Origin of the sequence: Erwinia persicina NBRC 102418 (genome assembly GCF_001571305.1) — a bacterium.
Classification (GTDB): Bacteria; Pseudomonadota; Gammaproteobacteria; order Enterobacterales; family Enterobacteriaceae; genus Erwinia; species Erwinia persicina.
Map to the genome: position 1 here is coordinate 635,125 of NZ_BCTN01000001.1, position 14,998 is coordinate 650,122.

At 58.9% G+C, this 14,998-nt stretch carries 15 protein-coding genes and 1 tRNA gene; 3 read left to right on the top strand and 13 right to left on the bottom strand.

Annotation, left to right across the window (positions count from 1 at the left end):
* Positions 1–65: 65 nt before the first annotated feature.
* The 3 genes from fadJ to EPE01S_RS02735 form a co-directional block, all read right to left on the bottom strand.
* Positions 66–2,219 (bottom strand): fatty acid oxidation complex subunit alpha FadJ, encoded by a 2,154-nt coding sequence (fadJ, locus tag EPE01S_RS02725; protein WP_062743022.1) that lies wholly within the window; start codon positions 2,217–2,219, stop codon positions 66–68.
* A complete protein-coding gene (gene fadI / locus EPE01S_RS02730; RefSeq protein ID WP_062743023.1) occupies positions 2,219–3,529 on the bottom strand; it encodes an acetyl-CoA C-acyltransferase FadI in 1,311 nt (436 codons plus the stop codon). The genes fadJ and fadI overlap by 1 nt, the downstream gene beginning before the upstream one ends.
* Positions 3,530–3,740: 211 nt before the next feature.
* Positions 3,741–4,037, bottom strand: a complete 297-nt coding sequence (locus tag EPE01S_RS02735) for a YfcZ/YiiS family protein (protein WP_072277380.1) — start codon at positions 4,035–4,037, stop codon at positions 3,741–3,743.
* 378 nt (positions 4,038–4,415) lie between these two features.
* Between EPE01S_RS02735 and fadL the strand changes: the two genes are divergently transcribed.
* The gene (gene fadL, locus EPE01S_RS02740) at positions 4,416–5,750 is read left to right on the top strand and encodes a long-chain fatty acid transporter FadL (protein WP_062743024.1); all 1,335 of its coding nucleotides are present in this window, start codon (positions 4,416–4,418) and stop codon (positions 5,748–5,750) included.
* Between the two features lie 106 nt (positions 5,751–5,856).
* Here fadL and mlaA read toward each other — a convergent pair whose 3' ends face one another.
* From mlaA to ccmA, 10 genes are all read right to left on the bottom strand, one after another.
* Positions 5,857–6,618 (bottom strand): phospholipid-binding lipoprotein MlaA, encoded by a 762-nt coding sequence (gene mlaA / locus EPE01S_RS02745; protein ID WP_062743025.1) that lies wholly within the window; start codon positions 6,616–6,618, stop codon positions 5,857–5,859.
* Positions 6,619–6,652: 34 nt separating this feature from the next.
* Positions 6,653–7,861: a c-type cytochrome biogenesis protein CcmI gene (ccmI, locus tag EPE01S_RS02750; protein ID WP_062743026.1), complete on the bottom strand. Its 1,209-nt coding sequence runs from the start codon at positions 7,859–7,861 to the stop codon at positions 6,653–6,655.
* Positions 7,858–8,319, bottom strand: coding sequence for a cytochrome c-type biogenesis protein (locus EPE01S_RS02755; RefSeq protein WP_062743027.1), 462 nt, complete (start codon positions 8,317–8,319; stop codon positions 7,858–7,860). Before EPE01S_RS02755 ends, ccmI begins: the two co-directional genes overlap by 4 nt.
* Positions 8,316–8,873: a DsbE family thiol:disulfide interchange protein gene (locus EPE01S_RS02760; RefSeq protein ID WP_062743028.1), complete on the bottom strand. Its 558-nt coding sequence runs from the start codon at positions 8,871–8,873 to the stop codon at positions 8,316–8,318. The genes EPE01S_RS02755 and EPE01S_RS02760 overlap by 4 nt, the downstream gene beginning before the upstream one ends.
* Positions 8,870–10,825, bottom strand: coding sequence for a heme lyase CcmF/NrfE family subunit (locus EPE01S_RS02765; RefSeq protein ID WP_062743029.1), 1,956 nt, complete (start codon positions 10,823–10,825; stop codon positions 8,870–8,872). Before EPE01S_RS02765 ends, EPE01S_RS02760 begins: the two co-directional genes overlap by 4 nt.
* Positions 10,822–11,313, bottom strand: a complete 492-nt coding sequence (ccmE, locus tag EPE01S_RS02770) for a cytochrome c maturation protein CcmE (RefSeq protein WP_062743030.1) — start codon at positions 11,311–11,313, stop codon at positions 10,822–10,824. The genes EPE01S_RS02765 and ccmE overlap by 4 nt, the downstream gene beginning before the upstream one ends.
* Positions 11,310–11,543, bottom strand: coding sequence for a heme exporter protein CcmD (ccmD, locus tag EPE01S_RS02775; RefSeq protein WP_062743031.1), 234 nt, complete (start codon positions 11,541–11,543; stop codon positions 11,310–11,312). The genes ccmE and ccmD overlap by 4 nt, the downstream gene beginning before the upstream one ends.
* Entirely contained in the window at positions 11,540–12,283 is a 744-nt protein-coding gene (locus tag EPE01S_RS02780; protein ID WP_062743032.1) for a heme ABC transporter permease, read from the bottom strand. The genes ccmD and EPE01S_RS02780 overlap by 4 nt, the downstream gene beginning before the upstream one ends.
* A 90-nt stretch (positions 12,284–12,373) precedes the next feature.
* Entirely contained in the window at positions 12,374–13,033 is a 660-nt protein-coding gene (gene ccmB, locus EPE01S_RS02785; protein ID WP_062743033.1) for a heme exporter protein CcmB, read from the bottom strand.
* Entirely contained in the window at positions 13,033–13,650 is a 618-nt protein-coding gene (ccmA, locus tag EPE01S_RS02790) for a cytochrome c biogenesis heme-transporting ATPase CcmA (RefSeq protein ID WP_062743034.1), read from the bottom strand. The genes ccmB and ccmA overlap by 1 nt, the downstream gene beginning before the upstream one ends.
* 246 nt (positions 13,651–13,896) lie before the next feature.
* Here ccmA and EPE01S_RS02795 point away from each other — a divergent pair, with 246 nt between their 5' ends.
* Both EPE01S_RS02795 and EPE01S_RS02800 read left to right on the top strand, forming a co-directional pair.
* A complete protein-coding gene (locus tag EPE01S_RS02795) occupies positions 13,897–14,811 on the top strand; it encodes a formate/nitrite transporter family protein (protein WP_062743035.1) in 915 nt (304 codons plus the stop codon).
* Between the two features lie 70 nt (positions 14,812–14,881).
* Positions 14,882–14,956 (top strand) — tRNA-Arg (locus tag EPE01S_RS02800).
* Positions 14,957–14,998 lie beyond the last annotated feature (42 nt).

The window sequence follows — 14,998 nt, forward strand, 5'->3', positions numbered from 1 at the left end:
CGATTGTTTACTTAGTGAGCGCCCCGCAGAATGACCCGCAAAACAGCATTCACTCCCCCACCCGACTAACCCTCTGAAACAGTGTGACTATTCAGCTTGACCTCCGGTTTATAGAAGGTTTCATCCGCTTCCGCCATTTTTATCAACCGCTCACAGGGTGTAAAACGTGGCCCGTGACGCTGCGTCAGTAGCTCCAGATTTTTCACCACCTCGCGAAGGCCCAGTTGATCCATATAGCGGAACGGCCCCCCCAGGAAGGGGGGAAAGCCGATGCCAAATACCGCCCCGACATCCCCGTCACGTGCGCAGGAAATCACCTGTTCATCCAGCGTACGCGCCGCCTCATTCAGCAGCATCATCACACAGCGCTGAGCAATATTCTGTGCGCTGAGGTGGTGTTTCTCACTGAGTTTTAGCAGTCGGTACACCGAATTATCCACCTGCTTTCTGCGTCCTTTCTGCGGATAGAGGTAAAAACCCCGGCCGTTTTTACGTCCCTTGCGGTCATCTTTCAGGACAGCATCCAGCGCGGCAGGCAGGGCAAAGCGTTCGCCCCAGGCCTGTTGCAACACCGGCATAATATGAGACCCCACATCAATGCCGACCTCATCCAGCAACTGTACCGGCCCCACCGGGAAACCAAACTCCACCAGCGCCCGATCGATGGAGTCGATGGGCTCCCCTTCCAGCAGACAGTGCATGGCTTCAATCATATACGGGGCCAGGATGCGGTTGACATAAAAACCTGCCCGATCAGCCACCACAATCGGCGTTTTTCCCTGTTTTTTCGCCAGAGAAACGGCAGTAGCGATCGTCTCAGGCGCGGTGCCGGCATGGGGGATGACCTCCACCAGCGGCATTTTCTCCGGCGGGCTGAAGTAGTGCAGGCCGATAATATTCTCCGGCCGCTGCGCCTCAGCCGCAATCGCGGCAATCGGCAGTGAGGAGGTGTTTGACGCAAACAGCGTGTCCGGCGAGCAGTGCGCTTCGATTTCTGCCACCATCTTCTGCTTCAGTGCCAGATCTTCAAATACCGCTTCAATCACCATATCGCGCTGGCGGAAACCCTGATAATCCGTGCCGCCGCTGATCAGCGCCATCTGCTGCTGACGCTCTGCGGCGCTCAGACGCCGCCGCTTCACCTGCCGGGTCAATACCTGCCAGCTGGCTTTCAGCGCAGCGTTAATGCCGTCCGGGCTGATATCCTTGATTCTGACCGGCAGCCCGGCACGGGTGGCAGTGACGCAGGCAATACCGCCCCCCATCAGCCCGCCGCCCAGCACGCCGACCCGTTTCAGCACGCGCGGCGTCGCGCTGGCACCAGGATCTTTTTTCAGCGCCGTGGTAGCAAAAAACAGGCTGCGCAGGGCCGCTGACTGCGGCGTCATAGCCAGTTCACCAAAGGCCTTTGCTTCAGCGGCATAACCGCTGCCGCTGCCCTGCTCCAGCCCGCAGCGCACCACGCTGAGGATTTTTTCCGTCGCCGGATAGTTACCGTGCGTTTTGGCCTGCATCTGGCGTCTGGCGAGCGCAAACAGGATCGCCCTGCCCGCCGGACCGTTTAACAGACGTTCCCGCAGCGGGAGGGCTTTTGTCGCGCTGCGCGGCTTCAGCGCCAGGCGGGCAGCGGTTTCCAGCAGAATACTGTGCGGAACGGCGTCGTCCACCAGCCCGCAACGCCGCGCCGCGCGCGCGCGCAGGGTTTTTCCGGTCAGGATCATATCCAGCGCGGTGGATGCCCCGATCAGGCGCGGCAGACGCTGCGTGCCCCCGGAGCCGGGTAGCAGCCCCAGCTGGACCTCGGGCAGCCCCAGACGGGTTTTATCATCCAGGGTACAGACCCGGCGATGACAGGCAAGCGCCAGCTCCAGTCCGCCGCCCAGACAGGCCCCGTGTATCGCCGCCACCACCGTGACCGGCAGTGCGGCGATCTCGGCCATCACCGCCTGACCGGCTTCCGCCAGCTCGCCAGCCTGCTGAGCCGAGGTACAGGCCGCTATCATGCTGATATCGGCTCCGGCAATGAAGGAATCCGGCTTGCCCGAGATAATCACCAGCCCGGCGAGGTGCGGGTTGGCCCGCGCCTGCTGAAGCACGGCCCGGAGTTGCCCGGCGAACGCCGCTTTCAGCGTATTCATCTTTTCATCCGGAACGTCAATGGTGATCACCCCGACGTTATCCAGACGCATCGTCAGTGTAAATGCAGTGGGTAAATCCATTATTCTGCCTCCAGAACCATTGCCGCACCCAGGCCACCGGCCGCACAGGCCGTGACCAGCCCCAGTCCACCACCGCGACGCCGCAGCTCATTCAGCGTCTGCGTGATCATCCGCGCTCCGGTGGCGGCAAACGGGTGTCCGTAGGCGATAGAGCCGCCCAATACGTTAAAGATCTCCTGATTGACCTCACCCAGCGCGTGGGGCCGGTTGAGCACCTCACGGGCAAAGCGCTCGTCGGCAAACATCTTCAGGTTCGCCAGCGTTTGTGCCGCAAAGGCCTCATGCATGTCGATCAGGGAAAGGTCAGCCAGCGTGACACCGGCGCGCTCGAGCGCCAGCGGCGAGGCATAAGCCGGGCCCAGCAGCATATCCCGGTGAACATCGATAGCGCTAAAGGCGTAACTGCGCAGATAACCCAGCGGCACCAGGCCCAGTTCACGCGCGCGGGATTCCGTCATCAGCACCACTGCCGCAGCGCCATCGGTCAGCGGGGTGCTGTTGGCGGCGGTGACGCTGCCGTGCTGCCGGTCAAACGCCGGGCGCAGGCGGGCATAGTCATCAGGCTGTGATTCGGTCCGCACGCTGTTATCCTGCAGGAAAGGCTGCTTCCACGGCGGGACATACGCCGTCATCACCTCGTCCTGCAGCAGGCCCTGCTGCCAGGCACTGGCCGCACGCTGGTGGGAGCGGTGTGCCAGTGCATCCTGCTGCTCACGGGTGATACCATGATCTTTCGCCATCTGTTCGGCGGTATCGCCCATACGCAGCCCGGTGGAATACTCCGCCACGGCCGGAGGCACCGGCAGCAGGTCACGTGGCCGCAGCTGGCTGAAGAGTTTGAGTTTCTGCGACAGGGTCCTGGCCTTGTTCAGGTCGACCAGCATCCGCGCCAGCGTTTTGCTGACGCCAATCGGCAGCACGGAAGAGGAGTCAGCCCCGCCGGCCATCCCGGCGCTAATCGTCCCCGCCAGCAGGCTTTCGGTGACGTTAGCCACTGCCTGAAAGCTGGTGGCACAGGCGCGGCTGACGCTGTAGGCATCGGTATGCACACTCAGGCCGCTGGCCAGCACAATTTCCCGCGCGATATTAGGCGCTTCCGGCATCTGTACTACCTGACCAAACACCAGCTGTTCAATCACCTCTGCGGGGAGCTCGCTGCGGGCCAGCAGTTCGCTGACCACCATCCGGCCCAGCTCCAGAGCGGGGATGCCGTGAAAGGCGGTGGCCTGGCGGGCAAAGGGCGTACGCAGTCCGTGGGTGATCGCGATGCGATCCCCCTGACGTGTCAGCAATGGGAATGCTTTACTCATTATTCTCACCTTTCTGCCCGCATCACATCACATCACAGCTGCACTGGCGGCAATGGGGTGAATGAAGGCCTGTCTTTAGATCGACGGCATCACTGCCAAGAGGTCTGACCTGATCAGTGTTAACCAGAATAACGGTGGGCGCTACGGCAGGAAGATAAAAATGCGAGAGGAAACACGATTCTGGTGGAGGGGCACACCCTCCACCCGGAGATTAGCGCAGGCCGAGCTGGAAAATCATGGTTTCTGCCTGGCAGCTGAAGAGGAAGTCACAGTCAAGCTGAACCCCCTGCGGGGTCTCACTGAAGCGGCTGTCGATCTGACAGGGCTCTGAGGCCACGGCAGCGGCTTTTTCACTGAGTGAGCGCAGCACCGCTTCCGCCTCATCACGGCTGTTAAAGGTGTGGCTGTAGCTGGCAGTACAGTCGGTATTGTCCAGCACGGTGCCCACGTCAACACAGCAACAGGCTGCGGTTTCGCTGGCATTACAGCGGTTAATCGCGTCAGTCATACATCCTCCGGCTTGCCGCTGTCTGTCTGGCGGCAGATTAATTGAGACTGTCGTCAGTTTACGCCCGACACTATTTCAGCTCCAGTCATCCCCTGAAAACAGCGCGTTGAGTGATGAAAATCACACTATTAATTGATCCGAAACAACTCACACGGAATGAGGCAAAAAAGGAATGTAAGGTTTTTGTTAGCCAGATCTCTTTTCCGTGAACAATTTAGAAATATTTGAAAAACATTATTGCAACACATACACAGGTCAGACCTATACTTGCGCCACTGGTCTGATTTGTTCGTTGTCTGTCAGTCACTAGAATCCGCGATCCCTTGTTACGTGTAGTAACAGAGCTTAATTATAAAATCAGATAATGAGGTTGTGGTTATGAACCATAAAAACCTGTTTGCTAAGTCTGCACTCGCAGCAGCAGTGGCGCTTGTTTCTTCTAATGCTTTCTCAGCTGGCTTTCAACTGAACGAATTCTCTACCATTGGTCTGGGTCGTGCTTATGCAGGCGAAGGGGCGATGGGCGATTCTGCCGCATCGGCCAGCCGTAACCCGGCAACCATGGCATTAATGGACCGTCCGATGTTTTCTATTGGCGCGGTATTTATTGATCCTGATGTGAATATTCAGGGGCAGTCTGGCGCAGGCAACAGTCTGAATGCCGATAATATTGCACCGACTCAGTGGGTGCCGAATATTCATTATGTACAACCGCTGAATGACCAGTGGTGGATCGGTGCCTCAGCCACCAGCAATTACGGTCTGGCAACAGAGTTTAATGACGGCTATGCCGGCGGTCCGTTTGCCGGTAAAACCGACCTGCTGACGATGAACCTGAACCTCAGCACGGCCTACCGCCTTAACCAGCATTTCAGCTTTGGTGTGGGTTTTGATGCAGTCTACGCCCGGGCAAAAATCGAACGAACCATTGGCGAACTGGGTTCCTTCCTGCCCGCAGCCGGTTTACCTGCAGCGCCCGCCGATACCCAGATTGCCCACCTGAAAGGCGATGAATGGGGCTACGGCTGGAACGCCGGTGTGCTGTATGAAGTAGATGATAATAACCGCTTCGGTCTGACCTACCGCTCGGAAGTGAAAATTGACTTTGACGGTGACTACCGCAGTGATATTCCGGTCGCCTTTAACCCTATCGGCAGCCAGTTCGGGTTGCCTACCGGCACCAGCGGCAGCACCATTCCGGGCTCGCTGTCGCTGAACCTGCCTGAAATGTGGGAAATCTCCGGCTATCATAAAGTCGCACCGCAGTGGGCCGTTCACTACAGCATGGCATACACCAGTTGGAGCCAGTTCCAGGAATTGAAAGCGACCGGCAGCAACGGCCAGGATCTGTTCTATAAAGACGAAAGCTTCCACGATGCTTATCGTATCGCATTGGGTACCAGCTATTATTACGACGATAACTGGACCTTCCGTACCGGTATTGCCTTTGATGACAGCCCGGTGCCGTCAGATAAACGTTCTATTTCCATTCCCGATCAGGATCGTTTATGGCTGAGTGCCGGTACGTCATATGCCTTTAATAAAGACGCATCCGTGGATTTAGGCGTTTCCTATATGCACGGTAAAAAAGTCACCGTTAAAGAAGGCAATGATCCGATTGCCACCGCCCAGAATGGACAGGCGACGCCTTATACCTTCAGCTCCAGCGGTAAAGCCTGGCTGTATGGCGCCAGTTTCAACTATAAATTCTGAGACGCCCCTTCAGAGTTAAAGCAAAAAAAAACCCCACGCCAGTGGGGTTTTTTATTAGCGGAACAAACTGATGCCCGGACTTAAGCATTCAGCCTGAACGCAGGCGTTATTCGGCATCAATATCGCCCAGGTCATTCTTAATCGCTGCCGCATTCGGGTTCTCCTGCGGGATCAGCTTACCGTCACTCGCCAGGAAATCATGATGCTGGAAATAAGCCGCACGCATAAAGGCGTAAGGATCGTTTGAATTCTTCAGAATCGCGTCGGAATCCAGCAGCTGCGCGCGGGTTTCAATCCCTTCCAGCGCCCATTTCCCTGCCGACATCCACCAGGTCAGCCACAGCAGCGGCGGATAGACATCATCCACCAGGCCACCGATATCTTCACGCGGGGTAAACCCCCCGTATGCCGGCACTTCCACGTAGGTACCGTAGCCCACACCGTAGTGACCCAGCGTACTGCCAAAGGCGCGCGGCTCTTCTTTTGCCAGCTTCGGGTTCGCCATCGACGCAACGTCAATCAGCCCCCCCATGCCCAGCAGCGTGTTCAGGAAGAAACGGTTAAAGTGCACCATCGCCTTATACGGATTGCCTTCGATAAAGTAGTTCACCATCGTCGACGGTTCGTTAAGGTTGGTGAAGAAGTTACCCAGCCCGTTACGCGCAGGCTGCGGCACATAATCACGCCACGCCACGGCAACCGGGCGCAGGACATACGGATCCAGCACGTTGTAGTTAAAGTTGAACATGGACCGGTTGAAACCTTCCAGAGGATCGGCATGTCCCTGAGGTTGATCCCCTGTCTTAGAACTGGCACAGCCGACCATCAGTACGCTCGCCAGCGCTAAACCCGTCAGGCGATAGCTCATAGTTTTCTCCCTGTACTTTTTAGATTATCGCCCGCTATTGCCGGTTAATTTCAACGGCAAGCTGCTGTTGACCTGAAAATGGCAGTATCTCGCTCAACCCGAACCAGTCGCCGGGTGAACGATTTACGCTGCCGTCGCGTGAGATGCGTACGCGAACCTGCACCTGATGCTGCGCGGATAGTAACCGATCGGGCATCATGGCATTACTGTCATCCAGCGTGATCGATAAAGGAAAATGACTCAACGGCACTTTTTTCACGGCTACGGGAACCTGCGAAATACCGTCAGACACAGAAATATACAACACTCCGTCCTTCGGTAACATTTTTTCTGCCGCCGGGGACAGACTGATCGTTAATGCCAGGCGGCTGTTCTCTTTACCTGACGCACTTTTCGCCTGCTGAATGCTGCGCTGGATCATGACCGCACGTCCGTCACCCTCAGGCAGCAGTGACAACATCTTATTCCATGATGCAATCGCCTGCGCATAATCTTGCTGGCTGTAGGCATTGAATGCTAACAGCCCCTGCACCTGCACACTGTCGGGATACTGCACCGCCATCGGCTCCAGCATCATCAGGGCTTCGCGGTTATCCTGCGGATCGGCAGACCGCGTCAGCACATCGGCATAGCTGAGCCGGACATCCAGGTCGCCAGGGGCCAGCTGTAGCGCATGACGGAAGGCCTGGGTGGCCATCGCGGCGTTATTCAGCACCATGCCAAGGCGGCCCAGCATTTTCCAGTCATCAAGATTACCGGGATCGGTTTGCAGCCCGGAACGGATGCCCAGCGCCAGACGCGCCAGTTGTTCCATACTGAGCGGTCGCGCCTGAGGGTCCATCACCTGCGCCCGCAGTGCAGGCAGCTCATTTTTCACCTGCTGCCAGACCATCACCTGCTGCAGGCCTCCCGTCTTAAAATAGACGCCAAGGCTGATCAGTATGAGGATCACCGCCCCGGGCAGCAGCACCCAGCGGCTGATCTGACGTGCCTGCGGCGGCGAGGTCTGCTGCGGAATATCCAGCAGCAGCGTTTCCTGCAGCTCCCGCACCATCTCGGGGCGATCGGCTACGACGCCCTGCCCCTCATCCTCTTCCAGCTCCTGCAGACGCTGATGATAAAAGACCTGATTCAACTGGTCGCGATCGGTTGTGCTATCGCTTCTGCGACGCCCGGCGCCGAATAAAAGCAGCCCACAGGCGGCCACCAGCAGGATCAGGATCGTTAACCAAAGCGCACTCATGATTGCTTCCCGTCATTCTTTAACAGTGCATCCAGCCGCTGCTGCTGTTCGGCATCCAGCTCGACGCGTACGGCCCGTTTACGGCTGCGCAGGATGATCACCAGCGCGCCGATAATGACAAACAGAGCCGGCCCGGCCCAGAGGATCAGCGTCGACGGGGTGACCGGCGGCTGGTAAGAAACAAAATTACCGTAGCGCGCCACCATATAAGCCTTCACCTGTTCAGGCGTCTGTCCGGCCTGTAACAGCTGATACACCTTCAGGCGCATATCGCCCGCTATCATGGCGTTTGAGTCAGCAATACTGTTGTTCTGACACTTCGGACAGCGCAGTGACGCCGTGAGCTGGCGGTACTGCTGCTCCTGGGCCACTGTCGCGAAGGAATAAGTATCAATGTTGTCAGCCTGTACGCCCGCGCTGAACAGCACCAGCGCCAGCAGGATCCCGTACGCTCTCACGATCCGACCCCCTGGCTGTATTTCTGCCACAGTGGTTTCACCTCATCATGCCAGACCCGTTCGTTCATATCCCCGGCGTGGCGATAGCGGATAATGCCGTGACCGTCGATCAAAAACGTTTCCGGTGCGCCGTACACGCCCAGATCCAGCCCGAGCATTCCGTCCCCGTCATACAGACTCAGGGCATACGGATTACCCAGGCTGTTCAGCCAGTCGACCGCTTTCTGCCGGTTGTCTTTATAGTTCAGCCCCACCACGCGCACGCCCTGCGCGGCCAGGGTATTCAGATACTGATGCTCGGCCCGGCAGGTCGGGCACCAGGTGGCCCAGACGTTCAGCAGGATCGGTTTGCCGTCGTTAAGCACCGACTGGTCATAGGTTTTGCCCGGCTGCTCCAGCGACTCCAGCTTAAAAACCGGCACCGGCTTACCGACCAGCGCGGACTCCAGCCGGGTGGGGTCGTCCCCATTGGCATTGCGACTGAGCTGCCAGAGCAGCGCCGCGGCCAGCAGTAAAAACAGGATCAGCGGGATATACAGCACTTTCTTATTCATACCGCCTCCTTAAGGGCTTTTTTACGCGACCGGTAGCGGGGATCCAGCAGGCACAGCACCCCACCGATCGCCATAAACACGCCACCAAACCAGATCCAGCGCACGAAGGGTTTATAGTACAGACGCACCGCCCAGGATTTGTCGTCCAGCTCTTCGCCCAGCGCCGCGTAAAGGTCGCGGGTGAATCCACCGTCGATGGCCGCTTCCGTCATCATGGTTCGCGCCGCGCTGTAGAAGCGTTTTTCCGCCGACAGCGTCGCCTCATGCTTTCCATCGCGGGTGACGTCTATTACCCCCGACGTACCGGAATAGTTCGGGCCCACCAGGCGATCCACGCCGCGCAGCGTGAAGTGGTAACCGGCCACGTCCACGCCGTCGCCCTCTTTCATACGCACATCGCGTTCCACGCTGTAATTCTGACTGAAGGCAATACCGATCACCGTCACCGCAACACCCAGGTGGCCGAGCACCATCCCCCAGTGGCTGCGCGACAGGTGCCGCAGTCCGCTGAAGAAGCCGTGCCGGTGAGTAGCGCGCTCGTGCAGTTCCATCAAGGTCAGGATAATCACCCAGACCGCCATCAGCAGGCCCACCACCGTCATCGCCTCAATACGATCCTGCATCAGCCACGGCAGCAGGACGGACAGTAGCAGCGTGACCAGCAGCGCCAGCCCGAGCCGTTTCCACAGTTTCTGTGGCTGATCCCGCCGCCAGCGCACCAGCGGGCCGATGCCCATCAGCAGCGCCATCGGTGCCATCAGCCAGGTAAATAAGGTATTGAAGAAGGGTTCGCCGATAGAGATGGTGCCCAGCCCCAGCTGCTTATGCACCAGCGGCAGCAGCGTGCCGAGCAGGACCACCAGCATCGCGGCGATCAGCAGCACGTTGTTGCCCAGCAGGAACGATTCGCGCGACCAGGCCTCATTCTGCACCCGGCTGCGCACCTTGCCGCCTTTAATGGCGTAGAGAAGCAGCGAACCGCCAATCACAATAATCAGGAAGGCAAGGATAAACATGCCGCGCGCCGGATCAGAGGCAAAGGAGTGAACCGATACCAGCACCCCGGAGCGCACCAGGAAGGTGCCCAGCAGGCTGAGGGAGAAAGCAGTGATCGCCAGCAGCACCGTCCAGGCTTTGAAGGTGCCGCGTTTTTCCGTCACCGCCAGCGAGTGAATCAGTGCGGTGCCGGCCAGCCACGGCATAAAGGAAGCATTTTCTACCGGATCCCAGAACCACCAACCACCCCAGCCGAGCTCGTAATAGGCCCAGGCCGACCCCAGCACAATGCCGATGGTGAGAAACACCCAGGCTGCCGTGGTCCAGGGTCGCGACCAGCGCGCCCAGGCCGTATCCAGCCGCCCGGCCATCAGTGAAGCAATGGCAAAAGCAAAGGCCACGGAGAAACCGACGTAACCCATATACAGCAGCGGCGGATGGAAGATCAGGCCGATATCCTGCAGCATCGGGTTCAGGTCGCTGCCGTCGATCGGGAAGTCTGGCAGCGTGCGGGTGAACGGATTGGACGTCAGGGTGATAAACAGCAGGAAGCCGAGGTTGATCATCCCCATTACCGCCAGTACGCGCGCGATGGCATCCTCCGGCATGGAACGACTGAGCAGCGCCACCGCCAGCGTCCAGACGCTGAGCAGCAGCACCCACAGCAGCAGCGATCCCTCATGCGCGCCCCAGGTAGCGGCAATACGGTAATAGACCGGCAGCAGGGTATTTGAGTTGGTGGCCACATAGGCAACGCTGAAATCATTCACCACAAACGCATGGACGAGGATGGCAAAGGCCCCGGCGATGCACGCAAACAGCCCGTAGGTCAGCGGACGCGCCAGCCCCATCAGACGCCGGTCCTGGCGTGCGGCCCCCCACAGGGGATAAACACTCAGCAGCAGGGAGAGTGCCAGCGCCAGGCACAGCAGGAAACTGCCCACTTCCGGCATCATGGCTGGCCTCCCGCTGCGGCGCTGGCGGCGGTGGCCGCCGGGGAACGGTGATTTTTCTTCATTGCGTCTTCAATTTCCGGCGGGGTGTATTTTTCATCATGCTTTGCCAGCACCTCGGAGGCCGTCACGTGAGTGCCGTCCTGCAGGACGCCCTGCGCCACTACGCCCTGCCCTTCACGGAACAGATCCGGCAGGATCCCTTCGTAGCTGACGCTGATCACTCCCACCGCGTCATAGAGCTTGAACGACACTTTCAGCGTATGCGGATCGCGCTTCACGCTGCCCGGCAGCACCATCCCGCCCACGCGCAGACGCTGGCCCGGCTCCGGTTTCACCTGCTGGTCCCCCTTGCCGTTGATCACTTCACCCGGCGTATAGAACAGGTCGATGTTCGATCGCAGCGCGTACATCACCAGCGCGGTAGCGAGCCCCAACCCGACCAGCACCAGCGTCACCAGAATCAGGCGGTTTTTACGACGGGGATTCACGATTTTTCTCCTGCCGCGGCGGGGGCGGCCTTTTTCATTTTTACCGCACGAATGCGTTGTTCACGTGCCTGGCGCTGGCGGATCCCGGCCAGCAGGCGACGACGCTGCCACAGCGTGTGCAGCACCAGCAGAGCCAGCGGGATCAGCGTGCTGGCAACGGCCAGCCAGACGTAGAAGGCATAGTGGCCCATGGCAAAAAAATCATGCCAGGATGCAAAGGCAGGGGTCATACGCTGCGCCCTCCTTTTGCCGCGATCGCCGCCACCCAAGGACGGTGGCGCTCGCTGTGGAGCAGCAGATTGCGCAGGCGCAGCAGCGTCAGGGTGATAAACACCAGCCAGACGCCAAGCACCGCCCACAGCAGCGGCGGACGCATACTCGGATCGACGGCCTGTAACAGCACCCCGGAGGAGCCCTGATGCAGGGTGTTCCACCAGTTAACGGAGTAGTGAATAATCGGCAGGTTAATGACCCCCACGAGGATCATAATGCCCGAGGCACGTCCGGCCGCCCGGCGATCCTCAAAGGCGTGATACAGCGCGATAGCACCGATATAGAGGAACAGCAGCACCAGCTCAGAGGTCAGACGCGCGTCCCACTTCCACCACGCCCCCCACATCGGTTTGCCCCAGGCGGCCCCGGTCACCAGCGCAATAAAGGTATACACCGCGCCAATGGGTGCCATGGCCATCGCGGCAAGATCGGCGGTTTTCCACTGCCAGACCAGCCCGATAAAAGCGGCGACGGCCATGGAGCCATAGATCCCCATCGACCACATGGCCATCGGCACGTGGATATAGATGATACGAAAACCGTCACCCTGCTCAGAGGCTGGCGGGGCGAAGCCAAAGCCCCACACCCAGCCCAGCAACAGCACGGCCACGCCCGGGATCGCAAACCACGGTACAAAGCGACCGCATAACTGGTACAGCCGCTCCGGCTTGCCCAGCTGATGTATCCATTTCCACATTATTATTTTGCTCACAGTCAAAAAGTCATCGTTCTGGTGTTGTTCGTCAATCGTACGTACGTCAGCCTGTTATTCTGTCTTATCAGCCGGTTAGTGTACGCTTACTCGTAGTGCCGCCGCCGTGGCAAAAGGTGCCAGCGTCGCACTGCCGGCCAGCAGGGCGCCCAGCAGGGCCAGATAACCATCAACCGGCAGCCCCTGGCTGGCCGCTTCAATCGCCCCACTGGCAAAAATGACAACCGGCACGGCCAGCGGCAGCACCAGTAAACTCAGTAATACTCCGCCCCGACGCAGCCCGACGGTCAACCCGACGCCAATCGCCCCCAGCAGACTGAGCGTGGGCGTCCCCAGCAGCAGCGTCAGCGCCACCGCACGCCAGGTGGTAAAATCCAGCGACAGCAGCAGCGCCACCAGCGGCGAGAGGATCAGCAACGGCAGGCCGGTGACCATCCAGTGGGCGGCAACCTTACCGAGCACCGTCAGCGGCAGCGGCGTGGGCAGCAGCAGCAGCTGTTCCAGCGATCCGTCGAGAAAATCGTCACGGAACAGACGCTCCAGCGCCAGCAGGGACGAAAGCAGCGCCGCCACCCAGATAATGCCGGGCGCAATCCGCGCCAGCAGCTCAGGCTCCGGCCCGATCCCTAAAGGAAACAGGGTGATGACAATCAGAAAGAACCACAGAGGGTTAACGATTTCCGCCCCGCTGCGAAACGCGATGCGCAGCTCCCGCTTCATGACCGGCCACAGCATCAGACGGCCCCGCCTGACGTCAGGCGAATGCGGCTGAGGCTGACCGCCGCCGCAGGAAGCGCCTGATGCGTGGTCAGGATCACCGCCCCGCCCTGCCCGGCATGCTGTATAAACAGTGACATCAGCGTTTCCACACCGGATTGATCGATAGCGGTTAACGGCTCGTCGAGGATCCACAGGGGAGCACGGGACAGCCACAGCCGGGCCAGCGCCACGCGCCGCTGCTGACCGGCCGACAGCCGGGCAACGGCTACGTCTTCATAGCCGGTGAGGTCGACCTGCTCCAGCGCCTGCCAGAGTTCGTCCTGCGACGCGTGCGGATACCAGAAACGGAGGTTTTCAAGCGGGGTCAGTACGGCTTTTACCCCCGGCAGATGGCCAATGTAGAGCAGGCTGGCGTAAAACGCGTCGCGCTGCTGGCGGATGTTGCGCTGTTGCCAGAGCACGGCCCCCTGCTCGGGCTGGCTGAGACCGGTCAGAATGCGTAACAGGGAGCTTTTGCCCGCGCCGTTTTCCCCTTCCACCTGCACCATATCGCCGGCTTTAACGGTAAAACTGAGATCGCTAAAGAGCGTTCGCTCATCGCGAACACATGTCAGATTTTGGGCTGCCAGCATGAGAGGAAAATCGCATAGTGTTAAATTTAATGGCGGGATAGTACCACAAAGAGTGTGTCTGCCTAAGCTGACCAGGCCCGGTCTGTGGCCGTCTACCCCCTTAAAACCCCCTGAAATGGCGGCTTTTTAAACGATTGTAGCCTGTGGTTAAAGCTTTGTTACTCTTAATCTTAAACAGGGTGACCTGACATCACATCAGCAAATACCCGCTACGCTTAGGGGATAACTATTTTTTCGGGAACGATGATGAAAACCACACAAAACGATAATGAAAACCAGGTAGAAAGTGAGGAAAGCGAACAGGGTGAGGAGATTGAGGTGGATGAAGATGCCCTTCCCTCCCGCGCTGCCGCCGTTCACGAGCAGATACGTCAGGAGGGGGAGAAGGAGCTGGAGCGTGACGGACTGGCGCTGCTGTTTTCCGCCATCGCCGCCGGGCTGTCGATGGGAGCCTCGCTGATGGCGAAAGGGATCTTCCAGGTGAATCTGCATGATGTCCCCGGCGGCTTTTTGCTGGAGAACCTGGGCTACACCTTTGGCTTTATCATCGTCATTATGGCGCGCCAGCAGCTGTTTACCGAAAACACCGTGACCGCCGTTCTGCCGGTGATGCACAAACCCAGCGGCAGTAACGTGCTGCTGCTGATGCGCCTGTGGGGCCTGGTGCTGCTCGGTAACCTGATCGGCACGGCGCTGGCCGCGCTGGCCTTTAACCATATGCCGATTTTCGACGACGCCGTTCGCGGTGCCTTTGTCACCATCAGTCAGAAAGTGATGGAGAATACTCCCGGCGAAATGTTTGCCAACGCGGTGGTGTCCGGCTGGATCATTGCCACCATGGTGTGGATGTTCCCCTCAGCGGGTGCGGCAAAAATCTGGATCATTATCCTGATGACCTGGCTGGTGGCGCTGGGCGACCTGGCGCATATCGTGGTGGGCTCGGTCGAGATCTTCTATCTGGTGTTTAACGGCGATATTCCGTGGCAGGAGTTTATCTGGCCGTTTGCCCTGCCGACGCTGGCAGGCAATATTATTGGCGGTACCTTTATCTTCGCGCTGATCAGCCATGCGCAGATTCGCAACGATATGAGCAACAAAGCCAAAGCGGAAGCCGAAGCGAAGCGCCAGCAGAAAAAAGAGGCCGCAGAACAGGACAATTGATGGTTAATCGCGCAGTCAGCGCGGTAAGTGGTTAATCTGCGGCATGAATTGCGCTATACTGCGCGCCGCTGTCCCCTTAGTTAAATGGATATAACGAGCCCCTCCTAAGGGCTAGTTGCAGGTTCGATTCCTGCAGGGGACACCATTTACCCTTCCCGGCACGTTCCAGAAAGTCTAAAAATCCCTG